We start from the raw sequence: 19,057 nt of genomic DNA on the forward strand, positions 1-19,057 counted from the left end.
GGCAAAACGGATCCGTCTGCGCAACCAAACAACGGAACGCACACCAACATCAATATCGCCGCCTGAAATCGATACCTCAACGGAGATCCTCTCTTTTGACCTGATGCGATCTCCCCGCTGCAATCAGGGCGATACTGTCTGCCGATACTGCATCTCGCTGCGGGTCGAAGTACTGAGAGTGAGCCCCGAGAGAGAATCCACTGCTACTGACCAGCGAAGGCCCCTCATCCACAGGGAATCGCTGGGCACCAAATGCGCGACTCGCTGGGTCTCTTCCGAACCAGAGGTCGTCGTCTCCACGGTCGGCGACATCACCTGCCACATAGGCAGCACCCGGCCCACCAGCAATCAACCCCACTAGGCCCACTGCACTCTGCCGCTTTGACGGAAGCTTGGTCACCACATCATTTTCTGCAGCACCGACGAAGACGTGCCCCTTCCCCACACCGAGATCCTCGGCACGATCCACACCAACTCCAGGACTTCCGACCAGAATGATGTCGTCAACTCCTGGAATCCCACCGGCATGCTGCGTAGCAGCCCCCACCGTACGCGAACCATAAGAATGACCAATGGCCGTCAGGTGCGGCCCTCCCTTCTCGTTGGTTGCGGAGATTCCGGCCATGAATCCATTGAATGCTTTCCCACCTTCCTCAGCTCTCTTATCACCCATAACCGATAGACTCGCCAGTCCGTCCGGTGTTTGCGGGGCGTCATACCCAAGCCAGACGATCGCCGCACTGGAGTGATCATACTTAGACACCCCTTTCGCCGTATCCCATGCGCGCTTGAGATCATTTTTGGCAAAATCCTCGTCCAACGAAGTGTTCAACCCCGGCACATACGCTGACACATTCCGAGACGTATCCGGATTCCCAAAGGAGACAATCGCCCGCCCGTTCCCCTCATCCCCGATCCCGAGCAGGAACATCGGCGGCTGCCGCCCCGCCCGCAACTGCCGGTCGATCTCCCTCATCCCCGCCAGCTGCGCCTCCGACTCCGCGTCATCCCGCCCCTCCAGCTTCCCCATCAACAGCTGCAGGTTGTCCCGGTTCGCCGCATCCCGCACCACAGCCGGAATGCCGTCCAAGTTGCCGATCTGGTCCGGGTACACCGCCAGGTACTCCTCGCGCTGTTCGCCCGTCAGGCCGGCCCACCACGCCTTCCGCTCGGCGGGAGTCGCGTCGTGGGGGATGGCTTCCTTCAGGTAACCGCGGGCCGCGTCCCGGACCGCGGACGCGTCGCCCGCCGCGTCGGCCCAGGTGGCGTCGGGTACCTTCAGGCCCTCCTCGGCTCGCAGGCCCCGCAGGATGCGGGCGCACCGCCAGTCGATCTGCGACGCCGTCCGTACCGCCTTCGCCACCCGGTCCGCGATGTCCTGCGCCTTCGCCGCGTTCGGGTTGGGTCCGACGAGGCCCGAGGCCGGCAGCAGGCCCGGCATCGCCTCCGCCGACGCCCTCCCGCCCGGGAGCGGCTTGCCGTCGATCAGGCCCTCGCCGGCCTCCGGATACGTCACCGAGCCATCCCTGTGCACGGTGAATCCCAGACTGTCCGCGTCATCCAGAGCCTCGTTCAACGCCCGCTGCTGTGCACGCAGTTCGTGCGCCATGCTGTTGAGGGCCGTCCGGAGCAGCCCGCACTCCGTGTAGATGTACTGCAGGTTCCGGCTCATCTGCTGCAGCCGGCCGACCGCCGCCTCGGCGGCCAGCCCCCGCTGCGTACCGCGCAGCCCGTTCAGCAGTTGCGTCTCGATCCGGTCCCGGCCCGCGTCGGCACGGTTGCTCGCCTTGCCCCAGCCGTCGGCCGCGCCCTCCAGCTCACCGCACTTCAGGTCCCTCAACTGCGCCCACGTCAGAGTCATCGCTCACCACCACACGCCACCGATACCAACGACGCCTTCACGGCTTCGTCCGTCCCGCCCTGGAGCCGGACCACCGCTCGCAGCTTCCCGGCCAAGGCCCCGCACTCGGCCCGCGCGGCCTCGAACCGCCGCTCCCACGACGCCCGTACGGGTCCCAGTTCCGCCAACGCGGTCAGCCCGTCCGTTCCCGCGTTCAGCCCCTCGTGCGCGATCTCCAGTTCCGACCTCACCGGGCCGAGGTGCGTACACATCGCCTCCGCGCCACCAGCGGCCCGCAGCCAGGCACCGTCGCTGTGCTTCAGCACATCCCCGCCCCCGACCCCACTGCCGTCCCCGCCACCGCCACCCGCATACCCGGCCAGATCGCTCAGCCGCTGCCGCCCCGGTTGCCCCACCACTGCCACTCCGGCCACCCCGTTCCGCCTTGATCGTGGAGCGGCACTGTGCCAAATCCCGTGCCGCCGACACGCCGGGGCGAACACAGCACCCGGCGTGACGCCCCGCGGGACCGGCCTACCGAGCCGCGCGGTTCACCCGAACGGGCTGCCGCTGTGCCCGTTCCCCCTGGTTGACCGGATCCCGCCGACGAGGGTGGTCGCGCCACAACGTTCGCTTCTACAGTGAGTTGGCGAACCGCTGACACACGTGCGTCACAGCAGGCACAGAACGGGGTGCGGTGTGAATCGAGTTGTGGGCGTGCACGGTGTGGGCAAGCAGCTCATGGGGAGCGAGACGCTGCGCAGCGAATGGCTTCCGGCTCTCTCCGACGGGCTCCTCAACGCGGGCGAACAGGACCTGTCCGACGGCGAGTTCGCCATGGCCTTCTACGGCGACCTGTTCCGTCCTCCAGGCCGGACCCTGGCCGTGGGCGACCCCCTGCTCACCGCATCCGACGTCATGGACGGATTCGAACTCGACCTGCTCCTCGCCTGGTGGCAGCAGGCAGCACAGATCGACCCCGCCGTTCCTCCGGCCACCGGCTCCACCACCCTGGCCCGTTCCCCTCGCGTCGCGCAGACGGCGTTACGGGCCCTGCAACGCTCCCGGTTCTTCGCCGACGTCTCGTTACGGGCGCTCGTCCTCGATCTGAAGCAGGTACGCCGCTACCTCCTCGATCCCGACCTGCGTACCGCTGCCCGCCGACGGGTCCAGAAACGGATCGGCCCCGAGACCCGTGTCGTGGTCGGCCACTCGCTCGGCTCCGTCGTCGCGTACGAGGCCCTGTGCGCGATGCCGGGGCACCCCGTGAAGGCGCTGGTCACGCTGGGTTCACCGCTCGGCATGCGGATGGTCTTCGACCGGCTCCTGCCTCGCCCCGGCGCATGGCCCGGCACCCCGGACCCGGGCCATCCCGCACCGGAGCCCCTTCACGAACCGGGATCGGTCGGCGCCTTCCCGCACTGGACCAATGTGGTCGACGAGGGCGACATCGTCGCCTCGGTCAAGGACTTGTCCCTGCTCTTCGGCCCTGCCCTCGACGGCAGGACCGTGCACAACGGCTCCCACGCCCACGACGCGACCGCGTATCTGACGGCCGCCGAGACCGGTTCGGCCGTGGCCGAAGGACTGCGGCACGACCGGGACACCCCCCGCCATGACTGAGTCCGGCTCCGCTCCCCTCCCCCCACGCCGCTATCTCATCGCAACAGCGGTCACCAACTACCCCAAGGTCCCCACCCACCTGGAGTGGGACCGCCCCGACCTCGCGGACGCACGCAACCGGGTCATCGACCTGTTCACCACCCACCTCGCCTACGAGCACGTTTCCGATCTCGGCGTCGACCCCACCGAGGCCCAACTCCTGGCCGCACTAAGGAATTTCAGCAAGTCCCCCGACCGCCGCCCCGACGACCTCCTCGCCGTCTACCTGGCGGGCCACGGCGAAGTCCTCGACGACGGCGAGCACGTCATCCTCACCTCGGACACCGACCCCGACGACATCGACGACGCCCTGCCCACCCTCACCCTGGCCCGCAAGATCCTGCGGGGCACCAAGGTCCGTCGGCTCCTGCTGATGCTGGACACCTGTTTCTCCGGCCAGGGCGGCAATGAACTTCTGGCCGCCATGGCCCATTTGAAGGGCCGATGGAACGACGACGGGGAGTCCGGGCTGGTGATCCTCACCTCCGCCCAGCCCAACGAACTCGCCGAGTCCGGCGCCTTCCCCGAGCTCCTCTCCCAGGCCGTTCAAAGCCTGGCCACGGCCGGTTACACCCCCGAGACACTCGCACTCGACGCCGTCGTCAGCGCGATGAAGAACGCACCGAGACGCCCCGCACACCAGACGATCGGGCTGGAAATCATCGGCCTGACCGGCACGATCCCGCCGTTCCTGCCCAACCTGCGTCACGGCCGACGGCTCGGCCACTTCGACCTGGCCCTGCAACAGAGACACGAATGGGAACGCCAGGCCGACCGACGTGCCGTCGAGTACGCGAGCCGCTTCCTCAACCGCGCACAGGGCCATTCGGATCCCGACCGGTCGGGCTGGTGGTTCTCCGGCCGCCACGACGCCCTCGCGGACATCTCCCGATGGTTGGTCGACCTGCCGCCCGCGCTGCCCTCGCTCGCCGTCACCGGCGGCCCGGGTTCCGGCAAGACAGCGGTACTCGGCCTCCTGGCCACCCTCAGCGACCCCGAGCGACGTCGTACGGTTCCGCTGGACACCATGGGACTCTCCGCGATCAGCCTTCCGCCGCCGCGCATCCTCGACGCCGCGATCTACGCCCAGAGCCTCACCGACCAGCAGATCCTGCACGGCATCGCCGCCGCCGCCCGCGTCACGGCCGACACCGTGTCCGAACTGGTCGACCAGTTGGAGAACAGACCGGGAACGGCCGGACCCGACCATCGACCACTGACGGTCCTGATCGACGCGATCGACGAGGCCGTCACCCCCGAGAGCCTCTGCCGCAACATCTTGCGCCCCCTGATCGACCCCGGCACACCCCATCTGCGCCTGCTCCTGGGCACCCGCCCCCACCTGCTCGAACGGCTCCTACCGAGAAGCACCGAACGTGTCGGTCCTGCCGCCCGTGAACTCGACGCGTACGCCGGGCAGATCGACCTCGACTCCGCGAGGTACGCCGACCCCGATGCCGTCCATGCCTATGCGCTCCGCAACCTGTGCGGAGCGCACGCCCACTCCCCCTACCTGCACTGCGACGGCGCCCTGCTCACCGCCGTCGCACGCCAAGTGGCCCGAGCGGCGGGCCGGTCCTTCCTCGTCGCCCGGATCACCGCGGGCACCCTCGCCGCCTCGCCGTCGATCCCCGACCCGCACGCCCCCGACTGGATCGCCGCACTGCCGCGGATGCCCGGCGAAGCCATCCACAACGACCTCACCCGACGCCTCGGCGACCGGGCCCCCGAGATCATGGATCTGCTGCGCCCGCTCGCCTTCGCCCAGGGCCAGGGGCTGCCGTGGGAGGACATCTGGGCCCCCGCCGCCTCAGCGGTCTCCGGCAACCGCTACACCAACGAGCACCTGCGGCAACTGCGCACCACCGCCGGCTCGTACATCGTCGAGTCGATCGAGGACGGCCGCTCGGTGTACCGGCTGTACCACGAGGCGATGGCCGAGTACCTCCGTACGGGCCAGGATGCGCAGGCCGTGCACGCGGCCCTCGCCTCGGCGTTGCGCGCAACGGTCCCGTACGGGGCCGATGCCGCCCCGGACTGGTCGCGCGCCCATCCGTACCTCCGCCGCCACGTCGCCACCCATGCCGCGCTCGGCGGCGTACTCGACGAACTGCTGCAGGACCCCGACTACTTGGTCCACGCGACGTGCGACACCCTCACCCCGCAGCTGCGTCTGCTCACCACCGCCGAGGGCCGGCTCCACGGCGCCGTCTACCGGGCGTCGATCGGCACGCACCGACCGTTGCCGCCCGACGAACGGCGGGCGGTCCTCGCGCTCGACGCGGCACGGTACGGGGCGCATGCGACGCGGAAGGCACTCGTCGGCCGCATGGCCGCCCACGCCTGGAAGCCCGTCCACGCGACCGGCGGCAGCGTCTCCCCGGCGATGCACAACATCCTCACGGGCCACACCGGCGAGGTGCTGGCGGTGGCCTGCACCCTGATCGGCGGGCAGACGGTCGCCGTCACCGGCTCGTACGACGGCACCGTGCGGATCTGGGACCTGAGCTCCGGGCAGCCCCTCGGGGAACCGCTCACCGCGCACACCAGCGCAGTCACCGCGGTGACCTGTACACGGATCAACGGACGGCACGTCGCCCTCACCAGTTCGATCGACCGGCCGATGCAGCTCTGGGACCTCGAAACCGGTCGATCCCTCGGTGAGATCACTCTGACCGAGCGCGACAGCCCGGTGGAACAAGTCGTCTGCGTCGAGTTCGACGGACGTCCGGTCGTCCTCACCACATGGCTCCACACCCACCGCACGGTACGCATGTTTGATCTGCACACCCACCGAGGGGTTGGCCCGGCCTTCAACCACCCCCCGGGATGGTTCTACGCGGTGCTCTTCGCGGCGGACGACGGCCGGCCCTACGCCGTCACCAGCGACAGGCAGAGAGTCGTACGGGTGTGGGACCTGAGCAGTGGCCGGTCGATCTCGGAACCCCTGGACTTCCCGGACGGCCCCGCGAAGGCAGCGGCCTGCACGGAGATCGACGGGCGCCCCGTCGCCGTCCTCGGCACCTCCGGGGCACTGCGGGTCGTGGACCTGACCACCGGACACCTCGTCGGCCCGTTCATGACCAGCTCCAGCGCACTGAGCGGACTGGTCTGCACAGAGATCGACGGAGTGCCGATCGCCGTCGCTTCCTCCCACACCGGCGAGATCCAGCTGTGGAATCTGCGCACGCACCAGAAGCACGGCGCCCCGCTCACCGGTCACACCGGCGGGGTGAGTGCGGTGGCCTGTACCCGTCTCGACGGGCGTCCCGTCGCCGTCACCGGCTCGCGTGACCACACCGTTCGGGTGTGGGATCTGGACACCGACCGGTACGTCGGCCGCCCCGCCGTGGGACACAGCGGGGCGGTGAGGGCGGTCTCCTGCAGCGTTCTCGGCGACGAACCCGTCGCCGTCACGATCTCGCAGGACGACACCGTACGGATGTGGAATCTCCGCACGCACGCGCCCATCGACCCGTCCGGCCCGGCCTTCGTCTTCTGGTCGGGGCCGAGCGTCATCACCCAGCTCCGCGGCAGCGCCGTCGCGGTGACGCTGGGCAGCCCCCGGCACCACGATCCCGACTACGTCGTCGTGGTGCGCGACCTGCACGACCTGCGCGGGCCCAGCCGCACCCTGACACGCATGGACCACCCGGTGGTGACACTCTCCTGCGCCCGGCTCGACGGACGCCCTCTCGTCCTCATAGGGGACGTCAACGGAAGCACGCGCGTGCGGGACCTGGAGAGCGGCCGGCCCATCGGCCGCACGATCGCCGGGGACACCGGGACGAGCGAGGCGGCGGCCTGCACCCGACTCGACGGACGGGCCGTCATCCTCATCAGCTACCTCGACGGCAGCCTGCGCCTCCGGGACCTGGAGACCGGTGAGTTCGTGGGCCGGCCGCTCACCGGCCACACGGCGCGCGTGACGGCCGTGGAATGCATCGAGGTCGACGGAGCGCCCGTCGCCGTCACCAGTTCGCACGACAAGACGCTGAGGATGTGGGACCTCACCACCCAACGCCCTCTCGGCCCGCCGCTGACCGGACACACCGACTGGGTGATCGCCATGCTCTGCACCGAACTCGACAGACGCCCCGTCGCGGTGACCGGTTCCCATGACAACACCGTACGGATCTGGGACCTCCAACGCCCCACGGTGCCGCCCACCGTGATCCGGCTGGCGAACCGCTGCTCCGCCCTCGCCTTCTCCGACGGCCGCCTCGTGGTCGCCTTCGGCAACGACGTGGGGTTCTTCACCCGGGAGCGGATGTCCGGGCCGCCCCTCGATCCGTTCTCACAGCCCCGAACGTCGCGGGCGTGAGCCGGACGCCATGGCCCGCACACCCACCGCCCCGGCCCCGGCGCCGTGACCCGGAGCAGATCCCTCACCACGGCGGGCCTCACGCCTCCGCCTCCTTCGCCGCGCACTCCACCCAGAGCAGCTTCCCGCCCTGACCCGGCAGTCCGCTGCGCATGGGGTAGGCGCCCCAGCTCTCCGCGTAGAGGGTGACCAGGTACAACCCCCGCCCGCGCTCGGCAAGTTCCGCGGGGGCTTCGGGGGTCCAGCGGAAGGGGGCGGGGATGTGCGGGTCGGTGTCCCAGACGCTCAACCGGATACGGCTGCGCCCGGCGTCGCGCAGACGCAGGGCGTACGGACCCGAGGAGTGCTGATAGGCGTTGGTGACCAGTTCGCTCGCCAACAGCTCGGCGATCTCGGTGAGTTCACACATTCCGTGGACGCGCAGAACGGTGCGGAGGGTGGAGCGGGCCACACCGGGCGCGCGGGGATCCTGCGGGAGTTGGAGGGTGTACGTCCAGGGCGGGGATACCGTGTCACTGACCATGGAAGTCTCCGTTCACGGAGGGAAGTTGGATCATGCGTTTCCGGTTGCCCGGTGACGAGACCGCTCCGTCGAGCGGGGTACTTCCGGGCGGGTGGCCTGAGCCACAGACTAGGACTCAACATGGAATGCATTCCATGAAGTTCATGAAATGCAGGGCAGATACCCTCGTGTGGGTGACCGATCCGGGGAGCGCGTGATGCCGTCCAGCACCACACCGACAGCCCGCCGCCAGCGACTGGGGGCCGAACTCCGCAAGCTGCGCGAGCGCGCAGGGATCACTGCCACCGAGGCTGCCAGGCTCCTCGGCGGCAATCAGGCGCGTATCAGCAATATCGAAGCCGGCCGTTATGGGGTCAGCGCCGAGCGAGTGCGCACCCTGTCCTGCCACTACGACTGCTCGGATGCGGAGTTGATCAACGCCCTGGCCGGCATGACCGGCGAGCGCAAGCGAGGCTGGTGGGAGGAGTACCGGGAAGTACTCTCCACCAGCTTGCTGGACCTGGCAGAGCTGGAGCATCACGGAACCGCACTGCGCACCTCGCACACAGCCGGACTGCCCGGTCTGCTCCAGACCACGGACCACGCACGCGAGGTCTTCCGCCAGGTCGTTCCGACCCTTCCACCTCCCGAGGTCGAGCACCGGCTTTCTTTCCGCATCAAGCGTCAGCACGTCATCTTCCGAGAAAACCCGGCCCCTTACAGGGCGATCATCCACGAAGCCGCCCTGTGCATGAGGTTCGGCGGGCCCGCCGTGACCAAAGGACAGCTGACGCACCTGCTGACCATGAGCGAGCGAGAGCACATCACGATCCGAGTGATCCCGTTCAAGGCGGGCGGATATCCAGGGTCTGGTCAGCCCATCTACTACGTCCGCGGACCCGTACCGCAGTTGGACACCGTTCAGTTGGATCAGGCACACGGCATCGTCTTCCTGGACTCCGAGGCCCAACTCCACAAATACCGGCAGATCCTGGATCGCCTGGAGACTCTCGCCCTGGATGTTCCCGAGTCGCGCGACCTGATACACACCATCGCCCAGAGCCTGTGAAGGGATCCGAGTTGCCGAATCACCTGTGGCAGAAGTCCTCGTACTGTGGCGAGGGCGAGTCCTGCATACACGTCGCCGCCCCCACCCCTGGCCTCGTCGACCTCACCGAGAGCAGCGACCCCACCGGAGCGATACTCCACACCACCCCCACCGCCTGGACCGCCCTCGTACGCGCCCTCAAGGAGAGCCGCACCTCCGACTGACATCGCAGCCGCCCCCACCCGCCTCGACCGAAGGCAGGCGCCCCCGCGCATCGACGCCAGTGGCGCACCGATCACCCCTCCGGAAACCCCGGAAACGACCACCCCCTCCGCACCGGTTCCAGAACGCCTGTCCCCCTGTCCGGGCGCGTGTCCGTGCGCCTCGCCGTGGGCATGATCGGCCCCATGGATGACGTCCCGGGCCGAATACTCCGCTGGAACTTCTTCATCGGCGGACACCTGAGCGCCTCGGTCCCCGTACGCCTCGTCGAACGCACCGAGGCGGGCCAGCTGGTATGGATGGAGACCGGCACACCGATGTGGCGTACGGAGCTTCCGCGCGGCGCCCACCTGCGGGACATCGCCCCGCACAAGCGCCCCGCCGAGGGCTTCCCCGTGGTCGCGGACCGGTGGCCGATGGGCAGCGCCCTCTTCTACCAGCCGGCCGGCGCCGCCCATTCGGTGCTCTGGCTCTTCGGCCGCAGGCAGAAGTTCCGCGGCTGGTACGTCAATCTGGAGCACCGGATCCACCACGGCGACGACATCGACATCAGCGACCACGAACTCGACATCAACGTGGCGCCGGACCGGAGCTGGTCATGGAAGGACGAGCAGTCCTTCGCCGAAAAGACAGGGGACCCGGCCTACTGGTCGGCCGACGAAGCATCGGCCATCCGCCGGGAGGGCGCCTCGGTCGCACGGCTCGCCGAGGCCGGAACTTTTCCCTTCGACGGCACCTGGTGCGATTTCCGGCCACCCCGGACCTGGACCCGGCCGCCCCGACCGCCCGTCCCACGCCACCCCCTGCTCTGACCCGACGGCTGCTCCGAGCCGGTTCCGTACGGGGCTGCCTCCGCAGAAGATGATCTCGGCCAGGGTGGCGCAATGGCAGTCATTGCCCGGGGTCACTCTCCGTGATACACAGAGTAACCATACGTATTCAGTCACACATCGATTCGATCCGCAGGTCAGAGCGGTCGAGCCGGACAGACGTACGAGATTCAGGTAAAGAGACCCGCCAGCCGTCGTACGAGACCACTTTCATCAGCGAAGATAGAGAGCGACCCATGTCGAGTGACAGGGGCAACGAACTACCCAACAGGGGCGGTGACTTACATGATCCTGGCAGCTGAAAAGGGTGACATCACCACCATCATCGGCGGAATCGCCCCGAACTGGGGGCCGTTCGGGACCCTGGGCAACGAGGCACGCGTGATGATCGAGGTCGTGATGGCCATCGCGATCCTGCTCTGCCTCGGCATCGCGGTCTGGGGCGCGGCGAAGCAGCGCATCGGCGCCACGGCACTGCGCGACACCTTCAGCGCGGAACAGGGCAAGGGGCTGATCGTTGCCGGTCTGACCGGTGTGTTCATCATTGGATCACTGGGCACCTTGTTCACCATCGTCTACGGAATGGCCGTCTGACCGACCGTCGTCCCACGCCAGGGGCTGTTCTGCCCACCGTCCACACCATCCGCCCGTCGTGCCCACCGGCAGAGGTTGCGTCTCCCTGATGTCGAGTCACCACACCGCCTCCGCGCGGGAACCCGCACGGCTACCGTCGTACTACCCGGTCCAGGAAACGGTTGAGGGGGCGCACGCGGCATGAGTCTCGGCGACGAGAACGGCTACGGCAGCGGTTCAGCTCGTATGGACGATGGATACAGCACCATCGGCGGTACGCGCCAGACCCGTACCCGCTTCCCGGACGGCGAGGGCGGCGACGGCTACGGCACCCCCCGCCGCCCCGCCCGCGGCCCCCGCTCCCTCGTCACGGTGGTCGGCGTGGTCGTCCTCCTGATCGCGGCCATCGCGTTCGCGAACATGGGCGGAGGAGACAAGGACGGCAACGGGGGCGGTTCGGGGAGTGCCGGAAGCAAACCGGACGCGTCGTCCACGGCGGCCACGGGGACGAAGCCGGTGACGGGGAAGAACGGTTCGATCCCTTCGGGGTTCGCCCATGACGAGCAGGGGGCGCAGAGCGCGGCGTCCAACTTCGCTGTGGCGCTGGGATCTGTCGGCATGTTCAGGGCAGAAACCCGCCGAAGCATCGTTCAAGCCACGCACGACCCGGCCGTCGTGGAGAGCCTCCTGGCTGCTCTGACGAAGGCCTACTCACCAGGTTTCCTTGAGAACGTCGGCCTCAACGAGAACGGCACCGCTCCCAGCGGCCTGACCTTCGTCTCTCGCACTGTCCCGGTTGGCGCCAAAGTAGTCGAACAGAGGGATGACACAGCCACTGTCGAGGTCTGGTGCACAGGTCTTGTCGGTATGGCCGGACAGGGTTCAACCAAGCCCGTGACCGCGACGTGGTTCACCATCTCGGAAAATCTCAAGTGGATCGAGGGCGACTGGAAGATCGAGTCGTCGAGCCAGACGGAGGGCCCCACACCCGTCAACGGTGACAACAGAGCATCTACCGCAGATGACATCGCTGGCGCAGTTGAGGAGTACGGAGGCTTCACCTATGCCCGGTAACCTCCGTCCACGTGCGCGATCCCTGGCGATGCTTCTGAGCAGCCTGCCAGTCACGGTGATCGCGTTGGCCTCACAAGCCGCTGCGGAACCCTCTCCGTCGCCCACTCCCTCCCCCAGCAAGAGCGACAATGCCTGCGACCTCATCGTCGGGCTCGCCAGGGACTACTGCGAAAAAGGCGACGCAGGCTCCTCCCGCTCCGGCACCTCCACCACCGTCGACGACTCCCTCGACCCCCTGTCCTCCCTCGCCCGCGGCTGCGCCGACGCCGCCGCATGGACCGTCGACAAGCTCAGCGAGGCCGTGAAGGAGACCGCGAACGTCGACTTCACCAACACGGCCTTCCTGCAGCAGTACGGGGTCGTGTTCGCGGCCTCCGCCGTGCTCACGCTCGTCCTGTGGCTGTTCGCCGTCGCCAAGCGCGCCATCCGTGGCGTCCCGCTCACCACCGCGATCTCCGAAGCCGTCGGGTTCCTCTGGCTGACCGTCATCGCCTCCGCCTTCACGCCGCTCATCCTCTACGTGGTGGTGTCCGCCACCGACGGCGTCAGTGACGTGATCGCCTCGGCCACAGGAAACAAGGCCGACCTCTTCTTCGGGTCGTTCGCCGAAGCGCTCAAGAAGAACTCCGACATCGGCGGCGGACCGATCATGCTGATCGTCGTCTCGCTCGTCTCGATCCTCGCCGCGGGCATCCTCTACCTGGAACTCGTCATCCGGGCCGCTCTGCTCTACGTGGGCGCCCTCCTCGGCACCGTCGTCTACGCGGGGCTCGTCGACAAGAACATGTGGGGCCATGTGCGCCGCTGGGCGGGCATCATGATCGCGGTGATCATGGTGAAGCCGGTCATCGTCATCGTCCTGGGGCTGGCCGGCGCACTCTCCGGGGACGACGGGCCGAACGCGTTCTCCTCCGTCGTGTCCGGCCTGGCCATCATCCTTCTCGCGATCTTCGCCTCCGCGATGATCTACCGGTTCGTCCCCGGCTTCGGCGACGAGATCCAGGGCGCCCGCACCAACCGCAAGCAGGCCACCGACGGATCCCAGGCCGCCGCACTGATCAGCTCTCCCGCCGCACTCGTCTCCCAGGGCATCAAGACCCACAGCAGCCGCAGCGGCCAGAACAGCGGTGACAGCAGCGGCGGAGGCGGCGCACGGCCCGCCAACCCGGCCAGCGGCGGCATCGCCGCACACAGCTCCCGCAACAGCGGCTCCGTCACACCGTCGCCGCGCAGCGGATCGGGGCCGACCTCCGGCACCCCCCACGGCAGCCGCTCCCCCCGGGGCGGCGGGTCAGGCAGTTCAGGTAACAACAGCACCGGAGGTGGAGGGCGTTGACGACTCAGGCCCACACGATCACGCCCCGCCGTACGTATCTCATCGGCCGGGCCCGGCCGAACGCGATCGTCGGCAAGAACCGCGAGACCGGCGAGATCGCGCTGATCATCGTCGGCGCGTTCTTCGGCATGATGAGCGGGCTGCTCGTCCCCTACCTGGCCCCTCGGATCGTGCTGCTCGCGGGCTTCCCCCTGCTCGCCCTCGCGATCGTGTACGTCCCGTACAAGCACCGCACCTTCTACCGCTGGTTCGAGATCAACCGCAGCTACAAGCGCACCCTGCGCCGCGGTACGACCTACCGCTCCGCCGCCATGGAGGCGGGCGTCCGCGCCGACGGGCGCGAGGTCGAGATCGGGCCGCCTCCCGGCATCGGCCGGATCAGCTGGCTCGCGGCCCCCTTCGGACCGGACGAGATCGCCGTACTCCTGCACGCCGACCGCCGCACCGTCACCGCCGCGATCGAGATCGAGGGGCCCGGCGTCGGACTGCGCGACAGCGAGGACCAGGAAGCCCTGGTCGATCGGTTCGGCACCCTGCTCAAGCATGTCGCCAACGGTGACGGGTTCGTGACCCGCATTCAGATGCTGGCCCGCACCCTCCCCGCCGACCCCGACGCCCACGCCAAGGACGTCGCCCAGCGCGGCGACACGGCCTCTCCGCGCTGGCTGCAGGATTCGTACGACCAGCTCCAGTCGATGGTCTCCACCTCCAGCGAGCAGCACCGCGCCTATCTCGTCGCCTGCATGCACTACAACCGCGAGCTGGCCGCCGAGGCCAACGCCATGGCCCGTGCCGCCCGCCCCGGATCCGGCCGCAAGCTGGACCGGGACGCCGGCCTCGCCGTCGTCATGGCCCGCGAGCTCACCGACATCTGCGCCCGCCTCGCCGAGGCCGACATCCGGGTGCGCCAGCCGCTCGGCCAGAGCCGGCTCGCCTCCCTCGTGCACTCCATGTACGACCCCGACCACCCCATCGACCACATCCAGGCCATGACCAAGCGCAACGCCTGGCCGGCCGAACTGGACGCGGTCGAGCCGACGTTTCTCCAGGCCAAGACCCGCGAGTCGGCCACCCGCGCGCCCTGGTGCCACTCCACGGCCTGGGTGAAGGAATGGCCGATGACGCCCGTCGGCGTCAACTTCCTGGCCCCGCTCCTCGTCCACACGCCCGATGTGATCCGTACCGTCGCCGTCTGCATGGACCTCGAACCCACCGAGATCGCCATCGAGCGGATGCTGACCGAGAAGACCAACGACGAGGCGGAAGCGAGCCGTCAGGCCAAGATGAACCGCACCGTCGACCCACGCGACATCGCCGCGCACGGCCGACTCGACCAGCGGGGTGAAGATCTCGCGAGCGGCGCGGCCGGAGTGAACCTGGTGGGGTACATCACCGTGTCTTCAAGATCACCGGAAGCCCTCGCCCGCGACAAGCGGACGATCCGCGCCTCGGCCGGAAAGTCGTACCTCAAGCTGGAATGGTGCGACCGCGAGCACCACCGTGCCTTCGTGAACACCCTGCCGTTCGCCACCGGCATCCGCCACTGACCGCAACGAACCCAGAGCACCCAGCACCAAGCACACCCAGAGCACCGAGAGAACCGAGAGAGACGAGAGGGAGGTCGGTCACGCCATGCGGGATCCGCTGTCCGCACTGTCGGACGCCTTCACCACCTTCCTCTTCGGAAAGGTGGAGACGACAAGGCTGCCGGTCCGTACGTCGACCGGCCAGGCCCAGGCCGTCTACCTGCCCACCGCGGCCCCCGGCCTCGGCGACTCCGGCGTGATCATCGGCCGTGAGGTGTACTCCGGCAAGGGCTACATCTACGACCCCTTCCAGCTGTACGGACAGCAGCTGCCCGCCCCGCACTGGCTGGTGCTCGGCGAGTCCGGCAACGGCAAGTCCGCGCTGGAGAAGACGTACGTGCTCCGCCAGCTCCGCTTCCGCGACCGCCAGGTCGTCGTCCTGGACGCCCAGGGCGAGGACGGCGTCGGCGAGTGGAACCTCATCGCCCAGCAGCTCGGCCTCACCCCGATCCGCCTCGACCCGACCTCCGCGCTCAACGGCGGCATCCGGCTCAACCCCCTCGACCCCACGATCACCACGACCGGCCAGCTCGCCCTCCTCCGCACGATCATCGAAGTCGCGATGGGACACGGCCTGGACGAACGGTCGGGCTTCGCGCTCAAGGTCGCCCACGCCTACGTCAACGAGACGATCACCGACCGGCAGCCGGTCCTGACTGACATCGTCGACCAACTGCGCCACCCGGAGCCCGAGTCCGCCGAGGCGATGAACGTCGACATAGACGACGTACGGGCCTGGGGCCTGGACGTCGCCCTCGTCCTGGACCGCCTGGTCGACGGTGACCTGCGCGGCATGTTCGACGGTCCGACGAGCGCCGGCATCGACCTCGACGCCCCGCTGATCGTCTTCGACCTCTCCCACATCGACCGGAACTCGATCGCGATGCCGATCCTGATGGCCATCGTCGGTGTCTGGCTGGAACACACCTGGATCAGGCCCGACCGGAAGAAACGCATCTTCCTGGTCGAGGAGGCCTGGCACATCATCAACTCGCCCTTCGTGGCCCAGCTCTTCCAGCGTCTGCTGAAATTCGGGCGACGGCTGGGCCTGTCGTTCGTGGCCGTGGTGCACCACCTCAGCGACGTCGTCGACGGCGCGGCGGCCCGCGAGGCCGCCGCGATCCTCAAGATGGCCTCGACCCGCACGATCTACGCCCAGAAGGCCGACGAGGCCCGAGCGACCGGACGCGTGCTCGGCCTGCCCCGTTGGGCGGTCGAGATCATCCCGACCCTCACCCCCGGCATCGCGGTCTGGGACGTCAACGGCAACGTCCAGGTGGTCAAACACCTCATCACCGAGGCGGAACGCCCCCTGGTCTTCACCGACCGCGCGATGACCGAGTCCTCCGCGGCCGACCACCTCCCGGAGGACGTACGCGCCGCCGACCTGGAGGCGGAACAGCGCGCGGCACGGATCGAGCACCAGCAACGACTGAACGAGTCGTCCGAGTCAACGGTGGCATGACATGGCAGGGCGCGGCGAGGAACGTACCGACACCGGGGGCGGAGGCATCCCGGACGGTCTGCTGGTCGGCCTGCTGGTCTTCCTGCTCGGGCTGACCCTCCTGGCGTGGACGGCCACCGGCCTGGCCGGACTGCTCGCGCACGGCGCCTGGCCGGAAGGAGTCACCCTCGCTGAAACCCCGCTGGCCATGCGTCAGCTCATCACCACACCGCACGACCTCCCGGGTGCCTGGCCACACAGCCCGGCGGATCAGCTCTCCGGATACGGCCTGTTCTGGGGCCTGTTCATAGGCGAGCTGATGATACTGATGGTGCTGACGGTGTTCGTCCTGGGCGTGGTGGCCCGCTGGCGAGCCGTACGGGCACGTCAGCGGCACGAACGGTCCGCGCACCAGGACGGGACCGTACCGCCCCAGCAGCAGGAGCTCCGGCCCGAGCCCCAGAACCCACCCCGGACCGGAGCAGTACCCCGGCCGACTCCAGTACCGACCACGCCTGCCCCGGAGCATGCTCACGCCCTGGAGCATGCCCCTGCCCCGGAACCCGCCGACGTGCCCGCACCCATCCCTGTGCCCGCACCCGCGCTCGCGGAGCAGACACCGCCGGAGCTGATCCCGCCCGTACTCCCCTCGCCCTGCACCCCGCTCGTGGTGTACGGACCGGCCGCCACCCGCCGACCCACCGTCGTCCGGGCGATCGAGGAGGCCGACGGTCCCGCGCTCGTCGTCACCTCCGACCCGACCGTCTGGGCCGACACGAAGGACGCCCGCGCCAAGCTCGGCCCGGTCCTCGTCTACGACCCAGACCATCTCTGCGACACCCCGGCCCGTCTCCACTGGTCCCCCACATCCGGCTGCGAAGACCCCGACACGGCCGCGGCCCGCGCGATCGCACTCCTCGCCCCGGTCCGGCCGCAGGCCCGCATCGACGCGATGACGGCCGACACCGCGGAGACGCTCCTGAAGTGCTGGCTGCACGCCGCCGCCATCGACGGCCGCCCGTTCCGTCAGGTCCACCGCTGGGCCCTCGGCGGCAGCGCCCACGAGCCAGTACGCCTCCTGCGCACCCACCCCAAGGCGTCCTCCGGTCTCGCCGGCGTGCTGGAGTCCGCGCTCACCGGCCACCCCGAACGCCGCGAGATGGCCCAGGCGTTGACCGTACGCGCGCTCTCGGCACTCTCCTCGGTCCACGTCCGTGAGGCCTGCACACCCCACCGCGCCGATTCGCTCACGCTGGATTCGTTCGCGGACGAGGGGGGCACGCTGTATGTGGTGGGTGAACCGATCGAGGATCCTCGCTCGAACCCCGGAGCGATGCCCCTGCTCACGGCACTCGCCTCGCACGTGGTCGAGCACGGCCGCCGCAGGGCCGCACGGTCACCCGACGGCCGGCTCGACCCACCACTGACACTCGTCCTCGATGACGTCGCCGCGGTGGCACCCCTGCCCCGGCTCCCGGAGCTCCTCTCGGCCGGCGAGGCTCAGGGCCTGCCGACCCTGGCCCTCCTCCGCTCCCGCGAACAGGCCCGCGCCCGCTGGTCCCAGGACCTCACCGGCTCACGCTGAGGACCGTCCCGGGCCTTCTCCCGGGACAGCCGTATGTCACCCGCCGACGACCTGGAGGCTGCCCGTGACACGGACCGCGTCCTCGGTGTCGAGACCGAGCCGGCTCGCCCAGGCAAGGGCGTCATCGAACGTGGCATCAGCATCGGCCAGCAGGGCGGCGGCGAGAGTCGACGGCGCCTTGCCCGCGCCCAGCAGAGTGGCCCACTGGCCTCCGGGTAGATCGCTTACACGAAGCGGGCTCTGCCAGAAGCAAGCGTCCTCCGCACCCGGGCTCCCGACGCCCCGCGGCTACAGCGCCCGCTCCACCGCGTACTCGAGATCCCGGGCAGACGGATCGCCGGGCATCGGCACCGACTGCCCGGTGGCCACGAAGCCGATCCGCCGATAGACCGCCGCAGCCCTCTCGTTGTCCTGGTGCACATACAGCCGCACCCGCTCGATCCGCGGCTCCTCCAGCGACCAGGCCCAGTCCATCCCGGCCCGGAAGAGTTCCTCGGCCAGCCCCTCGCCCCGCGCCTCGGGCCGCACGAACACGCCGACCACATGGGCCTGATGGACCTGGGCCCCGTCCCCGAACCGCGCCTTGACGTCCGGCCGCTCGATCAGCACGGTGACGCTGCCGTCCCACCGACCGTCGGCCGCGATCGCAACGAACTGCCGCACTTCACCACTGCCGGCCTCCGACGCACCGAGCGCCCGCTCCTGCCAGAACGCATCGGACTGGGCCACACCCTGCTCGTGTGTCTCCAGAAAGGCAATCGGCGCCACCGGGTCCTGCAGGGCAGCCAGCCGCAACTCCTTGACCAGGCGCCATTCATCGGCACGCACGGCTCGAATCACATGTTCCATCCGCCGATCCTGCCCGCGGCCCCCCGAGCCGTGCAACCAACATTCCCGGCCCCCGCGCCGACCTCGGCCCGACCCGAAAAGGTCGTAAACGCAGAAAAGCCCCGTGCCACAAGGGCACGGGGCTTCCCGTAAAAGAAGTTCGGCGGCGTCCTACTCTCCCACAGGGTCCCCCCTGCAGTACC

At 68.9% G+C, this 19,057-nt stretch carries 16 protein-coding genes; 12 read left to right on the plus strand and 4 right to left on the minus strand.

Annotated features, from left to right (window positions below):
* Window positions 1-76: 76 nt before the first annotated feature.
* Window positions 77-1,861: an alpha/beta hydrolase gene (locus AB0L71_RS25035; RefSeq protein WP_365246949.1), complete on the minus strand. Its 1,785-nt coding sequence runs from the start codon at window positions 1,859-1,861 to the stop codon at window positions 77-79.
* Entirely contained in the window at window positions 1,858-2,274 is a 417-nt protein-coding gene (locus AB0L71_RS25040) for a hypothetical protein (protein WP_365246951.1), read from the minus strand. Before AB0L71_RS25040 ends, AB0L71_RS25035 begins: the two co-directional genes overlap by 4 nt.
* Window positions 2,275-2,539: 265 nt before the next feature.
* On the opposite strand from AB0L71_RS25040, the gene AB0L71_RS25045 reads away from it, so the two are divergent.
* Window positions 2,540-3,463 (plus strand): hypothetical protein, encoded by a 924-nt coding sequence (locus tag AB0L71_RS25045; RefSeq protein WP_365246953.1) that lies wholly within the window; start codon window positions 2,540-2,542, stop codon window positions 3,461-3,463.
* On the plus strand, window positions 3,456-7,826 hold the full coding sequence (locus tag AB0L71_RS25050) for a caspase family protein (RefSeq protein WP_365246955.1): 4,371 nt from the start codon (window positions 3,456-3,458) through the stop codon (window positions 7,824-7,826). Before AB0L71_RS25045 ends, AB0L71_RS25050 begins: the two co-directional genes overlap by 8 nt.
* Window positions 7,827-7,905: 79 nt before the next feature.
* Here AB0L71_RS25050 and AB0L71_RS25055 read toward each other — a convergent pair whose 3' ends face one another.
* Window positions 7,906-8,349, minus strand: coding sequence for an ATP-binding protein (locus tag AB0L71_RS25055; RefSeq protein ID WP_365246957.1), 444 nt, complete (start codon window positions 8,347-8,349; stop codon window positions 7,906-7,908).
* Window positions 8,350-8,545: 196 nt separating this feature from the next.
* Here AB0L71_RS25055 and AB0L71_RS25060 point away from each other — a divergent pair, with 196 nt between their 5' ends.
* The 10 genes from AB0L71_RS25060 to AB0L71_RS25105 all read left to right on the plus strand — a co-directional run bounded on the left by AB0L71_RS25060 (window position 8,546) and on the right by AB0L71_RS25105 (window position 18,245).
* Complete coding sequence (locus AB0L71_RS25060; protein ID WP_365246959.1) at window positions 8,546-9,397, plus strand: helix-turn-helix transcriptional regulator; 852 nt, start codon at window positions 8,546-8,548, stop codon at window positions 9,395-9,397.
* 11 nt (window positions 9,398-9,408) lie between these two features.
* The gene (locus AB0L71_RS25065; RefSeq protein ID WP_365246961.1) at window positions 9,409-9,600 is read left to right on the plus strand and encodes a DUF397 domain-containing protein; all 192 of its coding nucleotides are present in this window, start codon (window positions 9,409-9,411) and stop codon (window positions 9,598-9,600) included.
* Between the two features lie 183 nt (window positions 9,601-9,783).
* Entirely contained in the window at window positions 9,784-10,410 is a 627-nt protein-coding gene (locus tag AB0L71_RS25070) for a DUF402 domain-containing protein (protein ID WP_365246963.1), read from the plus strand.
* A 303-nt stretch (window positions 10,411-10,713) separates the two neighbouring features.
* The gene (locus tag AB0L71_RS25075; protein ID WP_018101695.1) at window positions 10,714-11,022 is read left to right on the plus strand and encodes a hypothetical protein; all 309 of its coding nucleotides are present in this window, start codon (window positions 10,714-10,716) and stop codon (window positions 11,020-11,022) included.
* Between the two features lie 180 nt (window positions 11,023-11,202).
* A complete protein-coding gene (locus AB0L71_RS25080; protein ID WP_365246965.1) occupies window positions 11,203-12,075 on the plus strand; it encodes a hypothetical protein in 873 nt (290 codons plus the stop codon).
* Window positions 12,065-13,411, plus strand: a complete 1,347-nt coding sequence (locus AB0L71_RS25085) for a hypothetical protein (RefSeq protein WP_365246967.1) — start codon at window positions 12,065-12,067, stop codon at window positions 13,409-13,411. Before AB0L71_RS25080 ends, AB0L71_RS25085 begins: the two co-directional genes overlap by 11 nt.
* A complete protein-coding gene (locus AB0L71_RS25090) occupies window positions 13,408-14,958 on the plus strand; it encodes an SCO6880 family protein (RefSeq protein WP_365246969.1) in 1,551 nt (516 codons plus the stop codon). Before AB0L71_RS25085 ends, AB0L71_RS25090 begins: the two co-directional genes overlap by 4 nt.
* A gap of 85 nt (window positions 14,959-15,043) precedes the next feature.
* Window positions 15,044-16,462: an ATP-binding protein gene (locus tag AB0L71_RS25095; protein WP_365246971.1), complete on the plus strand. Its 1,419-nt coding sequence runs from the start codon at window positions 15,044-15,046 to the stop codon at window positions 16,460-16,462.
* 1 nt (window position 16,463) lies between these two features.
* On the plus strand, window positions 16,464-18,026 hold the full coding sequence (locus tag AB0L71_RS25100; RefSeq protein ID WP_365246973.1) for a type IV secretory system conjugative DNA transfer family protein: 1,563 nt from the start codon (window positions 16,464-16,466) through the stop codon (window positions 18,024-18,026).
* A gap of 33 nt (window positions 18,027-18,059) precedes the next feature.
* Window positions 18,060-18,245, plus strand: a complete 186-nt coding sequence (locus AB0L71_RS25105) for a hypothetical protein (protein ID WP_365246975.1) — start codon at window positions 18,060-18,062, stop codon at window positions 18,243-18,245.
* A 69-nt stretch (window positions 18,246-18,314) separates the two neighbouring features.
* Here the strand turns inward: AB0L71_RS25105 and AB0L71_RS25110 are convergent, their stop codons facing one another.
* Window positions 18,315-18,875, minus strand: coding sequence for a GNAT family N-acetyltransferase (locus AB0L71_RS25110; protein ID WP_365246977.1), 561 nt, complete (start codon window positions 18,873-18,875; stop codon window positions 18,315-18,317).
* Window positions 18,876-19,057: the final 182 nt, after the last annotated feature.

Origin of the sequence: Streptomyces sp. NPDC052052 (assembly GCF_040680455.1) — a bacterium.
GTDB lineage: Bacteria > Actinomycetota > Actinomycetes > Streptomycetales > Streptomycetaceae > Streptomyces.

Bases quoted from the DNA above. Each gene is read 5' to 3' on its own strand.
- AB0L71_RS25035 (WP_365246949.1), bottom strand. From the start codon at position 1,861: ATGACTCTGACGTGGGCGCAGTTGAGGGACCTGAAGTGCGGTGAGCTG.
- AB0L71_RS25050 (WP_365246955.1), top strand. From the start codon at position 3,456: ATGACTGAGTCCGGCTCCGCTCCCCTCCCCCCACGCCGCTATCTCATC.
- AB0L71_RS25055 (WP_365246957.1), bottom strand. From the start codon at position 8,349: ATGGTCAGTGACACGGTATCCCCGCCCTGGACGTACACCCTCCAACTC.
- AB0L71_RS25060 (WP_365246959.1), top strand. From the start codon at position 8,546: ATGCCGTCCAGCACCACACCGACAGCCCGCCGCCAGCGACTGGGGGCC.
- AB0L71_RS25070 (WP_365246963.1), top strand. From the start codon at position 9,784: ATGGATGACGTCCCGGGCCGAATACTCCGCTGGAACTTCTTCATCGGC.
- AB0L71_RS25075 (WP_018101695.1), top strand. From the start codon at position 10,714: ATGATCCTGGCAGCTGAAAAGGGTGACATCACCACCATCATCGGCGGA.
- AB0L71_RS25080 (WP_365246965.1), top strand. From the start codon at position 11,203: ATGAGTCTCGGCGACGAGAACGGCTACGGCAGCGGTTCAGCTCGTATG.
- AB0L71_RS25085 (WP_365246967.1), top strand. From the start codon at position 12,065: ATGCCCGGTAACCTCCGTCCACGTGCGCGATCCCTGGCGATGCTTCTG.
- AB0L71_RS25095 (WP_365246971.1), top strand. From the start codon at position 15,044: ATGCGGGATCCGCTGTCCGCACTGTCGGACGCCTTCACCACCTTCCTC.
- AB0L71_RS25100 (WP_365246973.1), top strand. From the start codon at position 16,464: ATGGCAGGGCGCGGCGAGGAACGTACCGACACCGGGGGCGGAGGCATC.
- AB0L71_RS25105 (WP_365246975.1), top strand. From the start codon at position 18,060: ATGTCACCCGCCGACGACCTGGAGGCTGCCCGTGACACGGACCGCGTC.
- AB0L71_RS25110 (WP_365246977.1), bottom strand. From the start codon at position 18,875: ATGGAACATGTGATTCGAGCCGTGCGTGCCGATGAATGGCGCCTGGTC.